This is a genomic window from Shinella sp. HY16 (assembly GCF_028534175.1).
Lineage (GTDB): Bacteria > Pseudomonadota > Alphaproteobacteria > Rhizobiales > Rhizobiaceae > Shinella.
In genome coordinates this window covers 1,090,893-1,112,253 of sequence record NZ_JAHYXL010000001.1, presented here as the reverse complement: position 1 = coordinate 1,112,253, position 21,361 = coordinate 1,090,893, and the positions used below count along the sequence as shown (strand labels likewise).

Below are 21,361 nucleotides of genomic sequence, written 5' to 3'. Positions count from 1 at the left end.
CGGGCGCACAATCTGGATCGAATCATGCCTTCCGTCACACTTTCCGACCGCGCCTTCCTCCGCATTTCCGGTGCCGATGCCGAGACCTTCCTGCAATCGCTCATCACCACCAACCTGCCCGACCTTGCGACCGGCGAGATTCGTCCCGGCGCCCTGCTGACGCCGCAGGGCAAGATCCTGTTCGACTTTCTAATATGCCGCGACGGCGACGGCGCCTTCCTGATCGAGACGACGGACGCGCAGCGCGATGCACTCCTGAAGCGCCTGACCATGTACAAGCTGCGCGCCGCGGTCGACCTTGCAACCGTCGAGGGCGACACGGTGGCGATCGCCTGGGACGCGCCCGAGGCCGGCGCGCCGCAGGACGGTCGCTTCGCCAAGGCCGGCCTTCTCCTTTCCCGCCGCCCGGGCACCGGCGGCGAGGACGACCCGGCGCTCTATGACGCTCTGCGCATCGGCACCGGCCTTGTCGAAGCCGGCCAGGACTATGTGCTCGGCGATGCCTTTCCGCACGATGTGCTGCTCGACCTCACCGGCGGCCTTTCCTTCCGCCAGGGCTGCTATGTCGGGCAGGAAGTCGTCTCCCGCATGCAGCACCGCGGCACCGCGCGCCGCCGTCCCGTCATCGTCACCGGCGAGGCCGACCTTCCCGCGACCGGCACCGAGCTTCTGGCCGGCGGCAAGCCGATCGGCACGCTCGGCAGCGTGTCCGGCACGCGCGGCCTTGCCATCGTGCGCATAGACCGCGCGGCCGACGCCATGCATGGCGGCACGCCGATCACCGCCGACGGCATGCCTGTCACCGTCGCCCTGCCGCAATGGACGCGCCTTGCCTTCCCGCAGGAAACCGCCGAGGTGCCGGCGCAATGAGCGGAGCCGCCCGCGCCAAGACGGAACCCCGCGCCTGGCAGCGCATGCTGTCGGGCCGCCGCCTCGACCTGCTCAATCCGTCGCCGCTCGACATCGAGCTGTCCGACATCGCACACGGGCTTGCCCGCGTCGCGCGCTGGAACGGCCAGACCAACGGCGACCACGCCTTTTCGGTGGCGCAACATTCGCTTGTCGTCGAGGCGATCTTCCGCCAGCAGAACCGTTGCAATGCCGACGAGTGCCTGATGGCATTGCTGCACGATGCACCGGAATATGTGATCGGCGACATGATCTCGCCCTTCAAGGCGGTGGTCGGCGGCGGCTACAAGACGGTGGAGAAGCGGCTGGAGGCGGCCGTGCATCTGCGCTTCGGCCTGCCGTCCGCCACGCCCGCGAGCCTGAAGGCGAAGATCAAGAAGGCCGACCAGGTCGCCGCCTTCTTCGAAGCGACGGAGCTTGCCGGCTTCTCCCATGCCGAGGCGGTCAAGTTCTTCGGCGCGCCGCGCGGCATCACACTCGACATGATCGAGATCGCCCCGCTCACCGCGCCCCTTGCGCAGCAGCGCTTTGCGGATCGCTTCGAAGCGCTGGAACGGGAGCGCGGCCCGCTCGCCGCGGCGGTTTGACGATGGGCACGATCGTCGTCGCGCCCATCGGCAAGATCGCGGAGCTCGCCGTGCGGCACCGTTGCCGCGACATGCTGAGCCTCGTCGCACCGAAGCAGAGTTTCCACCGCCCGGCCGTCATCGCCGCCGATCGCCACCTGATCCTCGGTGTCAACGACATCGCCTTTGCCGGCACCGGCAACCTTGTCGCGCCCGGCGAAGAGCATGTGGCTGCGATCATCGGGTTCGCCCGCGGCTGGGACCGGCAGGCGCCGCTGCTTGTCCATTGCATGATGGGCGTTTCCCGCTCACCCGCCGCCGCGCTGATCGCCGCACTCGCCGTGGAACCGGACCAGGACGAACACGAGCTTGCCACCCGCCTTCGCCACGCCTCCGTGCAGGCGACGCCGAACGCCCGGCTGGTCGAAATCGGCGATCATGTGCTGTCGCGCGGCGGGCGGCTCGTCGCCGCCGTCAAGGCCATCGGCCGCGGGGCGGACTATGTCGGCGACAGCCCCTTCGCCTTTTCCGCAGCGCCGGAGACGGCGCAGCCATGACGGAGAGCCGCGTCCGTCCGCCCGTCGAGATCGGCCTCAACGCGGCGGTCGTCGCGATTTCCGGCCGCACCCCCTGCATCCTCGCCATCGGCGGCGGCGCGGGCGGCCGGGATGCCCTGCCCTTCGGCCCCTTCGATCCCCACCAGCACCGCACCTTCGAGACGAGCCTGCGCGCCAGCGTCGAGGCGCAGACGGCACTGAAGCTCGGCTATATCGAACAGCTCTACACCTTCGGCGACCGCGGCCGCCAGAAGCTGCCGGACGAGGCCGGCACGCACATGGTCTCCGTCGGCTATATCGCGCTCACCCGTACAGATGCGGAGGCGAACGAGCGGCTGGCGGAAGCCGGCGCCGCCTGGCGCGACTGGTACACCTACCTTCCCTGGGAGGATTGGCGGCAGGGCCGGCCGGCCCTCATCGACCAGATCATTCTCCCCGCCCTGAAGGCCTTCGCCGCCGATACCACGCGCGAGGAGCGGGTGAGCGCCCTGCCTTCGATGCGCACGCGCCTGCGCCTCGCCTTCGGCCTCGACGATTTTCCCTGGGACGAGGAGCGCGTGCTGGAACGCTACGAGCTGCTCTATGAAGCGGGCCTTGCCGAGGAGGCGGTGACGGACGGGCGCACCGGATCGTGCCATCCCGTGCCCGGCATCGCCATGCGCCACGACCACCGCCGGATTCTTGCGACCGCGATGGCGCGGCTGCGCGGCAAGATAAAATACCGTCCGGTGATCTTCGAGCTGATGGCGCCGGAATTCACGCTCACCGAATTGCAGGCGACGGTGGAGGCGATCTCCGGACGACACCTGCACAAGCAGAACTTCCGCCGCCTGGTCGAGGGTGCCGAGCTGGTCGAGGCGACCGGCGGCTCCACCGCCGCCACCGGCGGGCGCCCCGCCGCCCTCTTCCGCTTCCGCCGCCGCATTCTCGAGGAGCGTCCGGCCCCGGGGCTCAAGGTGGGCATGCGCTAAAGCATTTTGTTTCTTCCGCATTGCCCGACGCCGAAGCGGCCCCGCTTCGGCTGGAAATGCTCTCGCCGGAACTTATCCTGCATCCTGCCATTCCCCCTTTGATATCAATGGGGAAAGCTTTCATGGAACAACAGGCAACCGACATCATCGTCGCAACACGGGCGGCGCTGGCTCAGGCGAGCGCGCTTGCCGTGCAATATTCCTTCTCGATCCTCGGCGCGCTCGTGCTGCTCGTGCTCGGCTGGTTTCTCTCACGGCTGCTGCACCGCTGGGCGCTGACGGGGCTTTCGCGTGTGCGCGGCATTGATGCGACGCTCGCGCATTTCTTCGCGAACATCCTGCGCTATGCGGTCCTCGTGCTGGTCTTCGTCACGGTGCTCGGCCAGTTCGGCGTGCAGACCGCCTCGATCATCGCCGCCCTCGGTGCCGCAGGCCTTGCCATCGGCCTCGCCCTGCAGGGCACGTTGCAGAACATCGCGGCCGGCATCATGCTTCTGGTGCTGCGGCCCTTCCGGGTCGGCGAGTACATCGAGACGAAGGACGTTTCCGGCGAGATCACCGAGGTCGGGCTGTTTGCCACCGAACTCAAGACCAGCGACGGCCTCTATCGCCTGGCGCCGAACGCGACGCTGTGGAACACGCCCGTCACCAACTACAGTCGCGAGCGCACCCGCAAGCACGATCTCCAGGTGAAGGTGCCCGACGATCGCGATATCGACGGCGAGATCGACCGGCTTTTGTCGATCGCACAGAACGATCCCGCGATCGAATCCGCGCCGCCGCCGCAGGTCTTCGTCGACAGCCTGGAGGAAAGCGCCGCCACCCTGACGCTGCGCTACTGGGTGGCGACGCCGCAATGGTTCAGAACGACGCGGGAGATGAACCGCCGCGTGCGAATCGCCTTCGGGCAGAAGCGCACGGGGCCAGCGCGGGATGCAGCCCCGGCCGAATAGGCCTATTCAATCACGGCGCAGGCGAGCCGGTCGCCCGCGCCGCCCGTCGGATCGGTGCGGTAGTCGTCCGAACCGGCATGCACGATGAGCGCACGGCCGCGGATACCGCGTTCCGCATCGTCGAGACGGACCAGCGTCGAATAGACCTGCGCCCGCAGCACGCCGTCCTCGGCGATATACTGGTTCGGCAGGTCGCCGGCATGGGGACCGTCCGCCGAGATGAAGCCGTGGCTCTTTTCATCCGGGTTGAAATGCCCGCCCGCCGATGCGTGGCCGCCAGCCGGATCGCAGCTCCCGCTCTCGTGGATGTGCAGCGCCACCCATTTTCGCGGCTCGAGGCCGGAGATCTCCACTTCGAACAGCACGCCGTCGCGCCCTGCGGTCACCTGTGCACGGCCGGTTTCCTTGCCTGCGCGATCGACGAAATCCGCCCGGGCCGTATCCGCCGCCTGCTGGGCGGCGGCGGGCAGGCTGATGAGCGGGGCGGCCAGCACGGCGTGTGCAACGATCTTCCACATGGATGCGTCCTTCCGATTGCCATTGTCCATGGAACCGGAACGCATCGTCCGCCGGGGTGTTCCGGCCCGATCAGCTCACAACCACGTCGAGGCCGATGTCGAGCGTCGGCGCAGCCATGGTGATCTTGGAGGTCGAAATATAGTCGACACCGGTTTCGGCAATGGCGCGGATCGTCTTCAGATTCACGTTGCCGGAGGCTTCCAGCTTCACGCGGCGCGGGTCGGCGGCGTAGGTCGCCTCGGTCAACCCCGCACAGTCGCGGTTGATCTCGACGGCGCGGCGCAGGAGCTCCAGCCCCATATTGTCGAGCAGGATGACGTCGGGCTGCGCCTCCAGCGCCTCCTCCAGCTCCTCCAGCGTCGTCACCTCGACCTCCACCTTGACGAGATGTCCGGCAAAGGCGCGGGCGGCCGCAATGGCGCCCGCAACACCGCGGGACACGGCGATATGGTTGTCCTTGATGAGGATCGCATCATCGAGGCCGTAGCGGTGCGACGAGCCGCCGCCCATGCGCACGGCATATTTTTCCAGCGCCCGCAGGCCCGGGATGGTTTTCCGCGTGCAGCAGACCCTCGCCTGCGTGTGGGCGATCTCGGCGGCGAACCGCGCCGTGTAGCTCGCCACGCCGCAAAGGTGCATGAGAAAATTCAGTGCCACGCGTTCGGCCGACAGCACGGCGCGGGCGGGGCCGGAAACCTGCGCGATCACCATACCCGGCGAAAGCCGGTCGCCATCCTTCACGAAGGCCTCGAAGCGGATCGCAGGATCCATCAGCCGGAAGGCCGCGCGGGCGAGATCGAGGCCGGCGACAACCCCCTCCTCCCGCGCATTCAGCTCCGCCCGCGCCAGACTGCCCGGTGCGATCGTCGCCTGACTGGTGATGTCGCCGGCGCGCCCGAGATCTTCCGACAGCGCGGCGCGCACCTGATCCTCGACCATCAGCGGGGAGAGGACGGGGAGATGGGGGGTGGTCATGGCGGAGAATCCTTCTCTGGACTGTTGGCATCGACGAGCCGCTTCAACGGCTCCATGCGTTCATGCAGAACGCGGAGAATGACGATTTCCTGTGCCTCGTCCGCGCCTGCTACGAGGTGATAGTAAAGAACGTGCGCAGCAGCATGGCGCCGGGCTGCCGCACGGGAAAAATGCATGGAGCGCACGCCGGGGCGGAGCTCGTCGCGTGCCCGCGACGCCGGTCGGAGCGGGTTTTCGGCGAGAAGGCTCATGGCATGCCCGATCAACGCGGCATAGTGCATGGCCTGGACAACGCCGAAGGCCGTCGCCGTGTAGCGCGCGATCTCGGTAAGATCCCGTTCGGCCTCAACCGTCAGCCGAACGATCATTTTTCGCCGATTGAAGCCGTAAAAATGTCCGTGACGGAGCGCCGGGAAAACTCGCCCCGCTCCGACTGCGCCAGCCCGGCATCGACCGCCTTGCGCAGGAGCGCGAGTTTGGCCGCCTCGCTTTCCTGTTCCTGACGCATCAAACGCAACGCATCACGAACGACCTCGCTTGCAGAGACGTAGGAGCCGCTTGCGACGGCGTCCTCGATAAAGTCGGTGAACTCCGGGGTGAGACTGACATTCAGCGTCGGCATGGCGCGATCCTTTCGCCCGATTCTAGTGCGCAAAGAGCGATTGTCAATTTTTGCCAAACTTCACGCCGCCGCCGTTTCCGCAAGGTCCGCAACCACCTTCTCGGCATCGGCAAGGGTGAGGAAGGTGCGGTGCTTCCAGCCGGCCTTCTGCTCGGAGAAATCGGAGCGGAAGTGGCCGCCGCGGCTTTCCTCGCGCAGATACGCACCCGTCGCGATGAGCTTTGCCGTGGTGACGATGTTGTGGAAGCGCATGCGGCTGTTTTCGCGCTCCAGCGCAGCGATCTCGCGGATTGCCGTCTTCAGGCCGTCGCGGCTGCGGATGACGCCGACATGGTCGCTCATGATGCGGCGCAGGCGCTTCAGCGCCGGGCTGTCCTCGATGGTGACGAGGTCGTCGCTCTCGCCGGCATTCTTGCCCCAGTCGTTGATCTTCGGCTCCGGCAGCATGCCCTTGATGTTTTCCGCGATGCGGGCGGCGAAGACCACCGCTTCAAGCAGCGAATTCGAGGCAAGGCGGTTTGCACCGTGCACGCCGGTGGAGGTGACTTCGCCGGCGGCCCACAGGCCGTCGATCGAGGTGCGGCCTTCCGCATCCGTCAAGACGCCGCCCATGTGGTAGTGCACGGCGGGCACGACGGGGATCGGCTGGGTGACGGGGTCGATGCCGGCGGCGATGCAGGAGGCATAGACCGTCGGGAACATTTCCGGGAAATGCGCACCGACCGCCTTGGTGCAATCGAGGAAGGCGCCGCGGCCGGCCTGCACCTCCGCAAAGACGCCGCGCGAAACGATATCACGCGGGGCGAGTTCGCCGTCCGCGTGGATATCGAGCATGAAGCGGTGGCCGGCGGAATTAATGAGGTGCGCACCGTCGCCGCGCAGCGCCTCGGTGGCGAGCGGTGCAGGATCGCGGCCGATATTGATGGCGGTCGGGTGGAACTGCACGAATTCCGGATCGGCGATGATCGCCCCGGCGCGCGCGGCCATGCCGACCCCCTGACCGCAGGCCTCCCACGGATTGGTGGTGACGGCATAGAGATGGCCGACGCCACCCGAGCAGAGCACGACGGCGCGGGCCGGGAAATGAACGCGGTTCTTCGACTGGCCGGCATCGGGGCGGGCGACGACGCCCGAGATGAAGCGGCCCTCGCGCACCAGCTCCTCGACGACATAGCCTTCGAGCACCCGGATCGACGGCGTCTTGCGAACCGCAGCGATCAGCGCCTCCATGATGGCCTTGCCGGCCATGTCGCCCTTGACGCGCACGATGCGGCGTTCCGAATGGGCAGCCTCCCGGGAGAGCAGCAGCTTGCCCTCGAGATCGCGATCGAAGGGCACGCCGTATTCGAGCAGGTCGTGGATGCGCGCCGGGCCTTCGGAAACCATGAAGCGCGCCATCTTCTCATCGACGATGCCGGCACCGGCTTCGAGCGTGTCGGCGACGTGCTTTTCGAACGTATCGCCGGGGCTCATCGCCGCCGCGATGCCGCCCTGCGCCCAGGCGGAGGACGCGCCCTGGCCGATCGGCGCAGCCGCGAGAATGGTGACGGGACGCGGCGCGAGTTTCAGCGCGCAGAACAGGCCGGCAAGCCCGCCGCCGACGATGACGATATCGTCGATGCCGTTCCAGGATTGCGGACGAAAACTATCAATGGGCATGTCTTACTCCTCCGACGCGCCGCCGAACTGCGCCCCTCACCTGCCTGCCGGCATCCTCTCCCCGCAAGCAGGGCGAGGAGCGCTGGGCTCGCCGTTTTCCCCTTCTCCCCGTTTACGAGGAGAAGGTCCCGGCAGGGGGATGAGGGGCCGCAGGGCCTCCTGCGCCTCTACTGCTTCAGGTTCACCATCCGCTCGACGGCAAGGCGGGCGCGATCGGCGATCGCCGGATCGACCACGACCTCTTCCGTCATGTTGACCAGGCTGTCGAGGATCTTCGGCAGCGTGATACGCTTCATGTGCGGACAGAGATTGCACGGCTTGACGAAATCGACGCCCGGCAGCTCGGCCTGGATGTTGGAGGCCATGGAGCATTCGGTGACGAGCAGCACGCGCGAGGGACGATTGTCCTTCACGTAGTTGATCATGCCGGAGGTGGAGCCGGCGAAATCGCAGACGGCGATGACGTCGGGATGGCACTCCGGATGGCCGATGATCTCGATACCGGGATGGGCCTCCTTGTAGGAAAGCAGCTCAGCCGCCGTGAAGCGCTCGTGCACCTCGCAGTGCCCTTTCCAGGTCAGGATCTTCTTGTTCGTCTGCTTGGCGACGTTCATCGCCAGGTACTCATCCGGGATGCAGAGCACGGTGTCGCTCTCCAGGCTCTCGATCACGGCAAGCACGTTGGAAGAGGTGCAGCAGATGTCCGTCTCCGCCTTCACATCGGCCGAGGTGTTGACATAGGTGACGACCGGCACGCCGGGATAACGCTGCTTGAGCAGGCGTACATCTTCCCCGGTGATCGAATCCGACAGCGAGCAGCCGGCCCGGGCATCGGGGATGAGCACCGTCTTTTCCGGGTTCAGCAGCTTCGAGGTCTCGGCCATGAAATGCACGCCGCACTGGATGATGATCTCGGCATCCACCTTCGTGGCGTCACGGGCGAGCTGCAGCGAATCGCCGACGATATCGGCGACGCAGTGGAAGATTTCCGGCGTCTGGTAATTGTGCGCGAGGATGACCGCGCCGCGCTCCTTCTTCAACCGGTTGATGGCGGCGACATAGGGCGCGTAGACCGGCCATTCGAAGGCGGGAATGAACTGTTTCACCTTCTCGTAGAGGTGTTCCGTCTCGCGGGCGATCTCGGGCGTGAAGGTCAGATCCGGTTTCTCGACGACGCCGAAGCGCTCCGCGGCAGTCAGCGGACGAGCGGCTTCGGCCATCCCCGCATGCTGGGCCAGAACGGTCATGGAACCCTCCCTTTCTCCCGCCATCCTCCGGCGGAAAGGCTATTTTGCTCAGTTTGAGCATAATAGCTCCAAAACAAAACCGGCATTGCCGGTGGTTCAGATTTAGAAACTTTTGTGACGGTTTGCAAGAACCGCCGCCCGAATTCCTTCGGGCGGCGGTACCGTTTTAGGTCAGGCGACGGCCGGGCGTACGACGCCCCTTTCCTCGATCGGCCAGTGCACGATCGCCGCGAAGACACCGAGCGCCGCGCCGAGCCACCAGACCGGATCATAGGTGCCGAAATGATCGTAGAGATAGCCGCCCATCCACACGCCGAGGAACGAGCCGACCTGGTGCGAGAGAAAGACGATGCCGCCGAGCAGGCCGAGATGTTTCGTGCCGAACATGATGGCGACGAGACCGTTGGTCGGCGGCACGGTGGAGAGCCAGAGCAGGCCCATGACGATGGCGAAGACGATGACCGAGGCCGGCGACTTCGGCAGAAGGATGAAGGCCGCCACCGCGACCGAGCGCGCGAGATAGATATAGGCGAGGAAATAGGGCTTCGAGTAGCGCTGGCCGATGAAGCCGGCGGCGAGCGAACCGATGATGTTGAAGAAGCCGATCAGCGCCAGTGCGATGACCGCATAACGCGCATCGATGCCGATATCGCCGAGATAGGCCGGGAAATGCGCGGTGATGAAGGCGACCTGGTAACCGCAGACGAAGAAGCCGGCGACCAGCAGCAGGTAGCTGCGATGGCCGAGCGCCTCGCGCAGCGCCTCGCCGATGGTCTGCTTGTATTCGTTTGCCGACGTGATGCCGGAGGAGGAATTGCCGCGCAGCGGAATACCGAGCAACGGCACGATGAGCATCAGCATGCCGAGATAGACGAGACTGTCCGACCAGCCATAGGCGCTGATGAGGCCCTGCGACAGCGGCGCGAAAAGGAACATGCCGGCAGAGCCTGCGGCCGTGCAGATGCCGAAGGCCATGGAGCGCTGGTCCGGCGTCACATTGCGCGCGAAGGCCGACAGCAGGATGCCGAAGGAGCCGGCCCCGACACCAAGCCCGACCAGCACGCCGCCGCCGACATGCAGCCAGAGCGGCGACGTGCCGAACGACATGAGGACCAGGCCAAGCGCATAGACGAGACCCGAGACAAGCAAGACCCGCCAGGTGCCGAACTTGTCGGCAATCGCGCCGAAGAACGGCTGGCTGACGCCCCAGGCAAGGTTTTGCAGCGCCATGGCGAGGCCGAACGTGGTGCGGTCCCAGCCGGTATCCTGCAGCATGGGCAGCTGGAAAAAGCCCATCGCCGAGCGTGGGCCGAAGGTGAGCACGGCGATCAGCGAGCCGGCAAGAATGATGAGCCACGGCATGGGCCGGCTCGCGGCAGGCGCCGCAACGACGGATGGGGTGGACATGGTGGGTCTCCGGGAGTGTGTGGCCGGACACTACGCGGCGCCATGCATTAACAAAAGCGAATTTAATTGACCGGACGATCAGCCGGATTGATGAAATCCCGGCACCGGGCATGGCGCCGGATGTGCTTGACGCCACGGTATTTTGAGCGCATGTCCCCTCCAGGCGTCACACGGCGCCAACCGAACCCGGATAAGATCATGGACCCCGACAGTCGACTATCGAGAGCAATCGAGCGACCGATCCGGTAAGAGCCCCGAAAAGGCTTTGCTCCGGACGGCGAGAATGCCTCCAAGGAGTAAAGCATGCTGCAAATCTATGCCCGCAGGGCAGACCGCTTCTGCCTGCGCGAAATTTCCAACCCGGCCATCGAGCAGGCAATCGCCCCTGCCCTCTGGTACGATCTCCTGAGCCCGACACCCGAAGAGGTGGCGGACGTGGAGGCGGCGCTCCGCATTTCGATCCCGACGCGGGAGGAAATGGAGGATATCGAGCTGTCGGCCCGCCTCTACCAGGAAGACGGCGCGGAATTCATGACGATGACGGCGCTCACCAATCTCGACGGCGACGAACCGATGAAGATGCCGGTAACCTTCATCCTCACCGGCCCGACGCTGGTGACGGTGCGCCATGCGGATGCAAAGCCCTTCGTGACCTTCTGCAATCGGGCGCTGCGCGGCAACGGCCACAGCTACGAGACCGGCGAGGACGTGATGCTCGGCGTCATCGAGGCGGTCATCGACCGCATGGCGGACGTGCTGGAGCGGCTCGGCAACGAGATCGACGGCATCTCCCGCGAGGTCTTCCGCAGCAAGAAGGGCTCGTCCACCAAGAAGACGCGCGACCTCGAGGCACTGATCGAGCAGCTCGGCCGCAAGGGCGATTTCCTCTCCGGCGTGCGCGAAAGCCTCGTCAGCATCTCGCGTCTCGTCGCCTATCACGCGGCGGTGGAGAGCCCAGCCCGACGGCCGTCGAAGGACATCCGCCAGCTCGTCAAGCTCGTGCAGCGCGATGCCGCATCGCTCGGCGACCATGCGGCGTTCCTCTCGGGCAAGATCAATTTCCTGCTCGACGCGACGCTCGGCCTGATCAATCTAGAGCAGAACCAGATCATCAAGATCTTCACCGTCGCCTCGGTCGTCTTCCTGCCCCCGACGCTGGTCGCCTCGGCATACGGCATGAACTTCGAGCTGATGCCGGAGCTCCAATGGCGCTTCGGCTATCCCTATGCGGTCGGCCTGATGATCATCTCGGCTTTGATGCCGTTCCTCTATTTCAAGCGACGCGGCTGGGTTTGAAAGGCAACATGAGCACGCCGGCCCGACATCAGGCTGTCACACGCCGACGATAGTCGGGCCGACATGGCACGATACAACTCGTATATCATCTGCACCTCTCCGCGCAGCGGAAGCACCCTGCTGTGCAAACTCCTGGCGGCGACTGGCATCGCCGGAAACCCGGCCTCACTCTTCTACCGTCCGAACTTGCCCGACTGGCTGACGAGGCTCGGTCTCATACTGGTGGAAACAGTGGCGGAGCGCGAATTGCTCGAAACGATCTTCGAGGCTGCGAACCGCAAGGGACGCGGGGATACAGCAATTTTCGGACTTCGCCAGCAGAGGCACGGCTTCGATTTCCTCTGCGAGAAGCTCGCGATCCTCCACCCCGGCAATCTCAGCGATTGCGAACGCATCCAACGGATCTTCGGCACGACGCTCTTCATTCACCTGACGCGCACCGACAAGCTCGCGCAGGCGGTTTCCTACCTTAAAGCAGAACAGACCGGATTGTGGCATCTCGCCCCGGACGGCACGGAACTGGAGCGGACCGCGCCGAATCGCGCGCCCGTCTACGACCGAGACGCCATCCGAGCCCACGTCGAGACGATGACGGCCTATGACCGCGCGTGGGAGACGTGGTTCGAACGCGAGGCGATAGCACCGCTTCGCCTTTCTTATGACGATCTATCCGACGATCCGCGCGCCACCTTACGGACCATCCTCCTCCACCTGGGGCTGGATCCGGCAGCCGCCGATCGCGTTGCGCCCGGCGTGAGGAAGTTGGCCGACGAAACCAGCCGGGAATGGGGGGCGCGGTTTCGCGCGGAAAACACGTTAGCCTGACTTCAAGCCCGCACCTTCATCGGCCAGCGCTCGGTGCGCGTCTTCGTCACGCGCACCGTATCGCCGAGGCGGATCTCGCCCTCGCCGCGGGGCACGGCGTTCCAGCCGAAGAGCACGCCGGGCACGCGGCGGTCGGCGGACATGCGCTTTTCGGCAAGGCCCTGGATCGGGTTGCCGCCGATGCGCTCGCCGGTCTTCTGGTCCTGCGTGGTCATGATGCAGCGGGCGCAGGGTTTGACGAAATCGAAAGTGATGCCGTTGATCTCGATCGCTTCCCACAGGTCCTCCACCCAGGGATCGTCACAGGAGACGAGGATGTTGGTGCGGAAGCGCTCCATGCCGACAGGCTCCTGGCCCTTGGCGACGAGGGTACGGTTGAGGTCGGAAAGCGAGCCGGTGGTCGTCACGAGAACGGGGAAGCCGTCGGCAAAACCGACAGGCGCCGGGCTGCCGGCCCACTCCTCACCCTCCAGTCGCTCGGCCCGCGCGTCCATGTGCACGAGCCTGACCGGACGGGCGAGCCAGTCCGACAGGACCTCGTTGACGGCCTCGTCAGCGACGGCAGCGTTGACCGGGCTGTCCCAGACGGTCACGTCGAGGCGGTCCTCCGGATCGAAGCTCGCAAAAAGCTGGCGGCCTTCCATTTCGAGATGCAGGCTGTCGCCGACGGCCGTCGCCTCGATGCGGGCCAGCGCCTGCAGCTCGCGCTGGGTGATGAAGCGGCCGTCCGGCTCGACGACCATGAAACGCCGGTCGCCGGCAAGGCCGTCGAGACGCACGGCAGCGCTTTCGACGGGAATGGCCCGGCCGCTCTTCAGCGGGTGGATGTTGAGACCTTCGACCTTCATGCGGGCGACCTTTCCTAAAACTTTGATTCAACGGCCTGCCGATCGGATTCAATGCGGCGGCACAAAAGCATGTTTTTCTTCAGATTTCATCCAACAGCATGGCGCGGATCGCCCGCAGGCGCTCCGTCCGCTCGCCGGCCATGCGCGCACCCGCCGCCGTCTGGAACCCGTCAGCCAGTTTGAAGAGCTTGACCTCGAAATGGTCGATGGCGAAGGCCTTGTCGTCGAGCGGGCGGTTTTCGCCGAGCGGGTCCAGCGGATCGTAGAGGCCGCTGCCCATGCGGCCGGCAATGTAGAAGCAGCGCGCAGCACCGATCATACCGATCGCGTCGAGCCGGTCGGCGTCCTGCAGGATCTTCGCCTCCAGTGTCTTGGGAGCGAGATTGGCGGAGAAACTGTGCGTCAGGATGGCATGGGCGACGGAGGCCACGTCCGCTTCGCTCCAGCCTTCGGCGGCAAGCAGACCGGCCGCCTTTTCGGCTGCAAGGCGTGACGCTTCGGCGCGCAGCGGCGAGTTCTTTTCCACCGCCACGCAATCATGCAGCAGCACGGCGGCGGCCAGCAACCGTATGTCACCGCCCTCTTCCGCCTGGATGCGGCGCGCGCTCTTCCACACACGGATGAGATGCGCGGCATCGTGCGAGCCGTCATCGGCAGAGAAGGCCTGCGGCAGCAGGCGTTCGGCAAGGGTCCCGAGGGGCGAGAAGGCGGCGGCGAGACAGGCGAAGGTCATGGGCAATCCATCATTGGTTGCCCTGACTATCCTGTCACGCCTCGGCGTTCAATTCCGCCTTTTCGCCGGTCCCGGACTTTCCCGACAGGATCTTCTGGTAGAACAGCCCGATACCGATCAGCACCGCGCCGAGCCCGATGAAGGAGAGCGCCCTGAGGATGCCTTCGAGATTGGCCATGTCGATCAGGAAGACCTTGACCACCGCGATCAGCACGAGACCGGCGGAGGCAAGGCGGATGCTCTTGGAATCGAACTTCGAGCCGACCACCAGCAGCAGAACGCCGAGCAGCAGCCAGACGACCGAATAGGTGTAGGTCTCCGGCTGGAGGAACCCCTTCCAGTCGGCAATGCCCTCGCCATGCCAGTAGCGGCGCACGCTGAGCGTGACCCAGGAGAAGGCGAGCGCCACGCCGGTCAGCGCCAGCATGATCACATAGGGCATCGGCCGCCGGCCGCGCGCATAGAGGGCAAGCCCGCCATAGGCGATGCCAGGCAGGAGATAGCCGACGAAAAGCAGATCCAGGAACGGCCATTTACCGAGCAGTTCGCCGGTGAAATAGGGGTTGAGGCCAACGAAATGGGCGCTGAGGATGGACAGGACCGAGAGCCCGCCGACCACCATGGAACCGTAGCGGAAGACCGGGCTCGGCGATTTCAGGTCGAGCGACATCAGGATACCCGCGGCGCCGATGACCAGCAGCGTGTAGATCGACTGCTCGCCGAGCGTCGGCACGGAGCTGTCCAGCACCCCGCCATTCATGCCGTGGCGCACGAGGATCGCCGCCGTCAGCAGCACGAACAGGCTGGCCAGCGCCTGCAGCAGGTTGCGGATTTTCTCGCCCGGCCAGCGGCGCAGTTCGAAGGCCGAGAGCGCGAGGAGAGCAGCCGGAATGCCGTAGCCGGCAAGCAGCTGGTTGAAGACCGGCGTCTTCGAAAGGTTGGCCGCGCCGACGATGGTCGGCTCCCAGCCGATGCGGCCGGCAACCACGGCCGCCGCCCCGGCCATCAGCCAGGGCAGGACCGGCCAGCGGCGAAGGCGCGTCGCGAAGACGGCGGCAGCGCCGAGGATCGCGATGCCGAGCGTGGTGGCAAGGCCGTCCGTCATGGCGTGCAGCGCCAGCACGAGGAAAGCAAAGCCGCCGGCAACGAGCGTCCATTGTGGAATGAACAGGCCCTCCTCCGCCCGTCCGCGCGAAAAGACCTCTGCCGCAGCGAAGAAGGCGAGACCGAGCGCCACGGCGAGAAGACCGTGCTTGAGGTCAAAGGAGAGGTTGCCGAAATGGAGGAAGCTCAGGGCGACAACAACGAAGGGCACGGCCGGAGCGATGAGGCTCCAGAGCGCGGAAAAGGCGGAGGACCCCGTCATGCGCAGGCGCACCGCCGCAAGACCGACCGCCGCATAGGCCACGGCAAGGAGCAGCAGCAGATTGACCGGCACGACGGCGATCATCGGTACCGGCAACGATGCTGGCGGCGGCAGCACCGAGGCGTTGTCCAGTATCGGCGGGGCCAGCGAGGAGAAATCGTCGAACAGCAGGCCGCCGGGCCGGATCACCATCGCCCCGGCGCCGACCACGGCCGTGATGGCGGAAAAGAGCGCGGGATAGATCGCCCAGCCGCGCAGCGCGCCGAGCAGGGCAAGCGCCATCACGATCGCCGCAAAGCCATAGTCCGCCCGGGCGAGCGCCGGGACGGCATTGGCGAGGATCAGCGCCGGGAAGGTCAAGGCCAGCGCGCCGGTCAGCGATACGGCGACCGCGGGCGGGGCAAGCAGGCGGTCCAGCGGATCGGCGGCGGCGGCGCCCGTTGCGGGCGGCAGGTCGTCCGCCGTAATGTTGCCCGGCCAGATCAGCCCCAGGCCAAGCGCCATCACGAGCAGGGCGAGAAGCATCGGCACGACCTCGACCGTACTCGCCTCCGAAAGATAGAGCACCGCCCAAAGCGCCATGCCGGCACTGGCCAACGCCGGCACGACCAGCCAGCGACGGATGCGCGCGGCGGCGAAGGTGGCAAGCCAGGCGACGGAGAGGAAGCCGAAAAGGCCCCAGGCACTCGGCTCCTCGGTCGCGATCAGCGCAGGCGTCACGAGAGAGGCCAGCAGGCCGAGGCCGGCCAGCGCCTGCCCGTGCAGGAGCGACAGGCCGATCGTCGCGAAGGCCACGGCGGCGAGCAGCACGAAGGCCGTCAGCGGGCCGAAATAGCCGTAGAACTCGTAGGAAACATAGGTGACGGCAAACAGTGTTATGGCGCCGGCAGCGGTCAGCACGCCGGGGATCATCGCGTTCTGGAAGGCATTCGCGATGACCGGCAGCGTGCGGCGGCGCACGAACTCGCCGACGGCCATGAGCACGAGGCCGAAGACGGCGGCCAGCGACAGCCGCACCGCCGGGCTGAGCAGCCCTGCCTCGATGGAATACTTGACCATGAAGATGCCGCCGAGCGCGAGCGCGATGCCGCCCACCCAGACGGCCCAGCGCGCGCCGATGCGGCTTTCGAAGCTTTCCTTCGGCTTTGCCGCGGCCGCGGGAGTGGCAGAGGCCGCCGCAACGGCTTCGTCCAGCCCCTCGCTCGCAGCAACCGTTTCGGCGGGACCGGCGGGCGTGCCGCCAAAGATCGCCCGGCCCTTCTCGGCCTCGTCCATCCCCGCCGCCTGCGACGCAGCCCAGGGGCTTGCGAAATCGGCCGGCACCGGCTCCTCGGCCGCCTCTTCGGAGATGGCCTCGGTCGCTTCCACAGCCACCGTCTCCACTGGCGCCGTCAAATCTCCGGCCTTCAGCGCCTCGACTTCGCGCTTCAGCCGCATCACCTCCTCGCCGAGTTTCTGCGCGCTGTTTCGCGATGCATTGAGGGTATAGAGCGCCAGGCCGATCGCGACCAGGGAGAGGATTTCGAGCATTGCGACTCCAAGGCGGGCATTGTCCGGGCGCGGAGACTACCCGGTTTTTTCCAAAGACTAAACGGGGTTACGTTTGAAGCCGGTATTCTCTTCGGGTTGTCGCATGGTTTTCATGCAAGGCGGGCACAATGACCTATTTCCAGGAGCAACCGGAGCCCGCCATGACCCAGACCCTTCGCAATGCCACCGCCACGCAGGCGGGCCGGCAGCCCCGGGACGGCTATGCGCATGCCATCGTTCGCAGCCTCGGCAATCTTCTCGGTCGATGCACCGCCGCCCGCACGGACGGGCAGCCTATAACGCCAGCCGCCGGCGAGGCCCCGGCAAAACGCCTGGCCCCCGCCGCGCTCCGCTTGGCTTCAAGCCAGCGCATCGCCACCGCCGGCTGCCTTACCCCCTGGGGCACGCGGCTGATGGCAGAGGCGGATTTTCATGGCGACGCCCGTTGCTTCGATGAGGGATCCGGCGCCCCTGCGGGCTGGGTCGTCGAGGTCGATCCGCGGAATCCGGACGCCGCCCCGAAAAAACGGCCCGCCCTCGGCCGCTTGCGGCATGGCGCCCTCGCCTGCCTCGTCAACCGGGATGGCCGCGTGGTCGTCTATTGCGGCGATGTCGGCGAATCCGGGCATCTCTACAAGTTCGTCACAAACCGCACCTGGCAGTCCGGTAGCCGCGCCGACGGCCCGGACCTCCTCGACGACGGCACGCTCCATGTCGCGCATTTTTCCGCCGACGCGGAAGAGGACTGGATGCCGGTCACCTTCGACGCGGCGCCGCTGGTGATGGAAAACGGCACGCTGACATGGATGCCGGTCGCTGCCGGAAAGAGCCCGCTGACCACCGCTTATGGCTATGCCACACCGATCAACGTGCAGAGCGAAACACGCCGCGCCGCCGCCCTCCTGCGCGCCACCCGCCTCGACGGAATTGCGGATGTGACCGGGGATCCTGCGGCCGGCACGGCCCGCCTCCAGCTGGCCGGCGAAAAAACGGGCGCCCGCGACCGGTTCAGCCATATCGTCGAGATCATCGAAGCCGGCGGCGATTTCGCAGCGCTGCACGCGCACTGGGAAGTGCTTTCGACCTGTAACGGCCATTGAGCCATCGGCAGCAGGACCGATGCCTGCGGCCTGTCTGGAGCAACTTCGCAGCCCCCGGTTCAGTGGAATTGCCCCATATGCCTTCTGGCCGCCGCATCCGGCGCCGCTTCAGCTGGAGACACTAACGCATCAGGTTTTCGATCGGGAAGATGGCGCAGGTTTCAGTGCCATGGGCGAGCAGCTTGCCGTTTCCGTCGCGCAGCCAGGCTTCGGATGTCGCAATGGTACGGCCGCGATGCACGATCCTGCCTTCGCAGAACACCTCACCCATGCCGGGCAGGACGGGGCGCACGAGATTCAGCTTGAACTCGATCGTCGTATAGGCTTCGCCCGGCTTGATGACGGAGAAAACGGCGCAGCCGAGCGCCGAATCCATCACCGTTGCCGTCCAGCCGCCGTGCACCGTGCCGAGCGGATTGAGATGGTCGACAGACGGCAGGCCGGCAAAGACGACGCGGCCGTCCTCCACCTCCGTCATGCTGAAGGCGAGCGTCTTCGCCATCGGCGGGGCCGGCAGGTCGCCGGCCAGCATCGCCTGCAGTACCTTCAGCCCGCCGTCGCGCTTCACCACGTCGAGCGGCAGCGTACCGACGCCAGAAACCGTCAGCCCGGGGTAGATTTCGACCGTCATGCATGCGCCTCTCGGGGTTGATCGTGCCTCGGCGTGCCGAGCGCCTTCAGGGCCGCCTGGATGAAGCCGTCGCGGGCGCTGGCGAGTTCCAGCCCGCGCGGTTCGCAGACATGCCGGTTGAGGAAGAAGGCGGTCAGCCGGAAGCCGTCCGCGAGGGCGGCGGCATCGGCGGCGTGCCGGCGCTCGTCGCCAAGAAAGGCCGGCAGTGCCAGCATCTTGTCCGCCCAGGGTGCGCCGGCTTCGCGCGAAACGGCACGGCCGGATTTCGGCGACACGTAACAGAGGTTTTCGCGGCTGCCCGTTGCGACACATTCGAAAAGATCGAGGCCGAAGCCGAGATCGTTGAGCACGGCGAGTTCGAAACGCACGAAGAGTTCGCCGGCATCGGCCGGCTCGTGCAGGTGATCGAGGATGACGGAAAGCGCCTCGTAGAGATGGGGATGCGGGTCGCGCTCCGGCAGGAAGCGCAGCAGCGCCGCCATGGCCTGCACGCCGTAGACAGCGGTCGCCGTCTCCATCAGCCGCCCGGCGCGCAGTTCCAGCGGCTCGATGCGGAACTCGCCGAGATGCTCGTCGAGCCGCGCCCGCCAGGTGACATCGACGGAATTGCCGGGCTGGAGCACCGGCTGCATGGTCCGCGAGCGCCCGCCGCGCACCATGCCGAGGTGCCTGCCACGGCTGCGCGTCATCACCTCGACGATGACAGAGCTTTCGCCGTGGCGCCGCACGCCGAGAACGATGGCTTCCTCACTCCATTGCATGGCAAAAGCCTTACGCCCTCGCCCGCGCGGGAGCAAGCGGCATGGCATGTGCGACGGAACGACGCGTGGCCGCAAGGACACACCCAAGCCCTTGCCACAGTTTCGCTTTTTTCTCGCCGCGCCGATGCCCGCTTTGCCGACAAAGAACCCGCGCAAGGCTTTCAAGCCAGATTTCGGAATTGAAAAACGACAGGTGCCCCCCTCATGTGTGTGTCCCGTGCCCGCGCTTTCGCGGCTCTCCGCCCCTTCGCCCTCCTCGCCCTTGCGGCAACGCTCGCAAGCTGCGCCACCACCGCAAAGCCGGTGAAGAAGGGACCGGACCCGATACATGTCGCCATGTACGGACCGCATCCGGAAGAGCGTTTTCCCCTGCCGGCGATGGACATCAGCAAGGTGAACCCGAAATATTTCCGCCAGCTGGTCGCCTACCAGACGGCCGAGCCGGCCGGCACCATCGTCATCGACACGCAGAACCGCTTCCTCTACCTCGTGCAGGGCGAAGGCATGGCGATGCGCTACGGCATTGGCGTCGGCAAGGCGGGACTGGAATTCGAGGGCGGCGCACGCATCGGCCGAAAGGCGGAATGGCCGCGCTGGACTCCCACCCAGAACATGATCGAGCGCGAGCCGGAGCGGAACCTGAAATGGGCCGGCGGCATGGAGCCGGGCCTTACCAACCCGCTGGGGCCGCGCGCGCTCTATCTGCACAAGGACGGCAAGGACACGCTCTTCCGCATCCACGGCACGTCCGAGCCCTGGTCGATCGGCAAGGCGGTGTCGAGCGGCTGCATCCGCCTCTTCAACCAGGACATCATCGACCTCTACGGCCGCGTGCCGACCGGCAGCCGCGTCGTCGTGCTGCAGCACCAGGCACCGGTCGACCAGCCGGTGCCGATGGCGGCTGCCGACGGCCTGACACCGCCCGCCGCCATCTGAGGCCTCGTTCGGGGACGGCCTTGCGCCCGTCCCCGAACCGTTTTCATCACCAGGCGTCGGGCTCGCGCACCATGTGCACGATATTGGCCGGGTTCATCACCCAGCCGCCGCGAAAGCCTGCGCCCAGATCCTCGATCGGATCGCAGCGCACGACGCCGTTCTGCTCGAGATGGCCGAGAGCGACCGTGTGGTCGGGCGTGAAAAGTTCGAGCCAGACCTCCGCCTGGCTGTAGCCCGGCGCCTCGTCGATCCACAACCGGTTCGGGCCGAGCAGGAACCCCCTTGCCGGGGCTTTGTCGTCGAAGGGCTCGAGCCCGACGACGTCGCGGTAGAAGGCGAGTGTCGCCTCATACTGGTGCGAGGGAACCTTCATGGCGATGTTGATGCCGCCCTTGATGTCAGCTGTCATTGCAAACCTCCCGTTTCAAGTGAAATCCTGCTGCTCGGAGGCGACGACGCCCTTGAGCTCGCTCGGGTAATAGCCCTCGCGCAGGTTGATGCCGTATTCGACATAGGCCTTCATGCAGGCCAGCATCTGCGACCAGCCCTCGCAGTTCATGTAGGATGCTTTCTGGCCGCGGGCGTTGTCGCGCCAGCCGGTCTCGGCGATGGTCACCATCGTGCCGCCGTCCTCCAGCGGCTTGAAGCGCATCTCGACGCGCGTCCTGTAGGGCGCCTCCCCCTCGTCCACCATGGCATCCCAGCGGAAGACGATCAGGGCGTTCTCCTCCACCTCGTCGACGACGACCGGGGCCATGCCCCACCAGGTGACCGTCGTGCCCTCGACCAGCGGGGCGCTCGCCCCGCCGATGGTGGTGAAGTAGCCGCTGAGCTTCTTCGGATTGACCACCGCATCGAACACCTCGGCAACCGGCTTGCCGATGCGCCCGTTCACACGAAATTCCAGCGTCATGCCGTCCTCCTTCCGGGGCAGAAGCGCCCCTTTCGAT

Annotated in this window: 23 protein-coding genes; 9 read left to right on the top strand and 14 right to left on the bottom strand. The window is 66.2% G+C overall.

The features are described from left to right. Nucleotides 1–24 precede the first annotated feature (24 nt). The 5 genes from ygfZ (at nt 25) to K0P03_RS05475 (ending at nt 3,956) form a co-directional block, all read left to right on the top strand. Nucleotides 25–870 carry a CAF17-like 4Fe-4S cluster assembly/insertion protein YgfZ gene (gene ygfZ, locus K0P03_RS05495; protein WP_272789096.1) on the top strand — a complete coding sequence of 282 codons (846 nt, stop codon included), beginning with the start codon at nt 25–27 and terminating at the stop codon, nt 868–870. Then, nucleotides 867–1,496 (top strand): YfbR-like 5'-deoxynucleotidase, encoded by a 630-nt coding sequence (locus K0P03_RS05490; RefSeq protein ID WP_050742873.1) that lies wholly within the window; start codon nt 867–869, stop codon nt 1,494–1,496. Before ygfZ ends, K0P03_RS05490 begins: the two co-directional genes overlap by 4 nt. Nucleotides 1,497–1,498: 2 nt before the next feature. Next, nucleotides 1,499–2,032, top strand: a complete 534-nt coding sequence (locus K0P03_RS05485) for a tyrosine phosphatase family protein (RefSeq protein WP_130514920.1) — start codon at nt 1,499–1,501, stop codon at nt 2,030–2,032. Beyond that, nucleotides 2,029–3,003: an NUDIX hydrolase gene (locus K0P03_RS05480; protein WP_024271434.1), complete on the top strand. Its 975-nt coding sequence runs from the start codon at nt 2,029–2,031 to the stop codon at nt 3,001–3,003. The genes K0P03_RS05485 and K0P03_RS05480 overlap by 4 nt, the downstream gene beginning before the upstream one ends. Nucleotides 3,004–3,125: 122 nt before the next feature. Beyond that, entirely contained in the window at nt 3,126–3,956 is an 831-nt protein-coding gene (locus K0P03_RS05475; protein ID WP_130514918.1) for a mechanosensitive ion channel family protein, read from the top strand. A 2-nt stretch (nt 3,957–3,958) separates the two neighbouring features. Here K0P03_RS05475 and K0P03_RS05470 read toward each other — a convergent pair whose 3' ends face one another. From K0P03_RS05470 to K0P03_RS05440, 7 genes are all read right to left on the bottom strand, one after another. Next, nucleotides 3,959–4,474 (bottom strand): superoxide dismutase family protein, encoded by a 516-nt coding sequence (locus tag K0P03_RS05470; RefSeq protein WP_272789095.1) that lies wholly within the window; start codon nt 4,472–4,474, stop codon nt 3,959–3,961. Between the two features lie 70 nt (nt 4,475–4,544). Next, nucleotides 4,545–5,450: a carboxylating nicotinate-nucleotide diphosphorylase gene (nadC, locus tag K0P03_RS05465; RefSeq protein ID WP_023512280.1), complete on the bottom strand. Its 906-nt coding sequence runs from the start codon at nt 5,448–5,450 to the stop codon at nt 4,545–4,547. Further along, nucleotides 5,447–5,818 (bottom strand): type II toxin-antitoxin system RelE/ParE family toxin, encoded by a 372-nt coding sequence (locus tag K0P03_RS05460; protein WP_023512279.1) that lies wholly within the window; start codon nt 5,816–5,818, stop codon nt 5,447–5,449. The genes nadC and K0P03_RS05460 overlap by 4 nt, the downstream gene beginning before the upstream one ends. Further along, entirely contained in the window at nt 5,815–6,072 is a 258-nt protein-coding gene (locus K0P03_RS05455) for a type II toxin-antitoxin system ParD family antitoxin (protein ID WP_050742867.1), read from the bottom strand. Before K0P03_RS05455 ends, K0P03_RS05460 begins: the two co-directional genes overlap by 4 nt. Before the next feature lie 60 nt (nt 6,073–6,132). Next, the gene (locus K0P03_RS05450; protein ID WP_024271433.1) at nt 6,133–7,731 is read right to left on the bottom strand and encodes an L-aspartate oxidase; all 1,599 of its coding nucleotides are present in this window, start codon (nt 7,729–7,731) and stop codon (nt 6,133–6,135) included. A 167-nt stretch (nt 7,732–7,898) separates the two neighbouring features. Further along, nucleotides 7,899–8,978: a quinolinate synthase NadA gene (gene nadA, locus K0P03_RS05445; protein ID WP_130514910.1), complete on the bottom strand. Its 1,080-nt coding sequence runs from the start codon at nt 8,976–8,978 to the stop codon at nt 7,899–7,901. A gap of 171 nt (nt 8,979–9,149) precedes the next feature. Continuing rightward, entirely contained in the window at nt 9,150–10,385 is a 1,236-nt protein-coding gene (locus tag K0P03_RS05440; protein WP_023513000.1) for an MFS transporter, read from the bottom strand. Nucleotides 10,386–10,688: 303 nt separating this feature from the next. On the opposite strand from K0P03_RS05440, the gene K0P03_RS05435 reads away from it, so the two are divergent. Beyond that, nucleotides 10,689–11,681, top strand: a complete 993-nt coding sequence (locus K0P03_RS05435; protein WP_023512999.1) for a magnesium transporter CorA family protein — start codon at nt 10,689–10,691, stop codon at nt 11,679–11,681. Between the two features lie 63 nt (nt 11,682–11,744). Continuing rightward, complete coding sequence (locus tag K0P03_RS05430) at nt 11,745–12,506, top strand: Stf0 family sulfotransferase (protein ID WP_272789094.1); 762 nt, start codon at nt 11,745–11,747, stop codon at nt 12,504–12,506. A gap of 2 nt (nt 12,507–12,508) precedes the next feature. On the opposite strand, the gene K0P03_RS05425 is transcribed toward K0P03_RS05430, so the two are convergent. From K0P03_RS05425 to K0P03_RS05415, 3 genes are all read right to left on the bottom strand, one after another. Continuing rightward, entirely contained in the window at nt 12,509–13,354 is an 846-nt protein-coding gene (locus tag K0P03_RS05425) for an MOSC domain-containing protein (RefSeq protein WP_272789093.1), read from the bottom strand. Nucleotides 13,355–13,433: 79 nt separating this feature from the next. Further along, nucleotides 13,434–14,087, bottom strand: coding sequence for an HD domain-containing protein (locus K0P03_RS05420; RefSeq protein WP_272789092.1), 654 nt, complete (start codon nt 14,085–14,087; stop codon nt 13,434–13,436). A 34-nt stretch (nt 14,088–14,121) separates the two neighbouring features. Next, entirely contained in the window at nt 14,122–16,983 is a 2,862-nt protein-coding gene (locus K0P03_RS05415) for a DUF2339 domain-containing protein (RefSeq protein WP_272789091.1), read from the bottom strand. A 161-nt stretch (nt 16,984–17,144) separates the two neighbouring features. Here K0P03_RS05415 and K0P03_RS05410 point away from each other — a divergent pair, with 161 nt between their 5' ends. Next, nucleotides 17,145–18,083 carry a PhoX family protein gene (locus tag K0P03_RS05410; protein ID WP_272789090.1) on the top strand — a complete coding sequence of 313 codons (939 nt, stop codon included), beginning with the start codon at nt 17,145–17,147 and terminating at the stop codon, nt 18,081–18,083. Between the two features lie 121 nt (nt 18,084–18,204). On the opposite strand, the gene K0P03_RS05405 is transcribed toward K0P03_RS05410, so the two are convergent. After that, a complete protein-coding gene (locus tag K0P03_RS05405) occupies nt 18,205–18,714 on the bottom strand; it encodes a PaaI family thioesterase (protein ID WP_050742861.1) in 510 nt (169 codons plus the stop codon). After that, nucleotides 18,711–19,475 (bottom strand): DNA repair protein RecO, encoded by a 765-nt coding sequence (gene recO / locus K0P03_RS05400; RefSeq protein WP_050742860.1) that lies wholly within the window; start codon nt 19,473–19,475, stop codon nt 18,711–18,713. The genes K0P03_RS05405 and recO overlap by 4 nt, the downstream gene beginning before the upstream one ends. A gap of 204 nt (nt 19,476–19,679) precedes the next feature. On the opposite strand from recO, the gene K0P03_RS05395 reads away from it, so the two are divergent. Next, complete coding sequence (locus K0P03_RS05395; RefSeq protein ID WP_050742859.1) at nt 19,680–20,411, top strand: L,D-transpeptidase; 732 nt, start codon at nt 19,680–19,682, stop codon at nt 20,409–20,411. A gap of 46 nt (nt 20,412–20,457) precedes the next feature. Here K0P03_RS05395 and K0P03_RS05390 read toward each other — a convergent pair whose 3' ends face one another. Together K0P03_RS05390 and K0P03_RS05385 are read right to left on the bottom strand one after the other, a co-directional pair. Beyond that, complete coding sequence (locus K0P03_RS05390; protein WP_023512990.1) at nt 20,458–20,820, bottom strand: glyoxalase/bleomycin resistance/dioxygenase family protein; 363 nt, start codon at nt 20,818–20,820, stop codon at nt 20,458–20,460. A gap of 15 nt (nt 20,821–20,835) precedes the next feature. Then, entirely contained in the window at nt 20,836–21,324 is a 489-nt protein-coding gene (locus K0P03_RS05385; protein ID WP_023512989.1) for an SRPBCC domain-containing protein, read from the bottom strand. Nucleotides 21,325–21,361 lie beyond the last annotated feature (37 nt).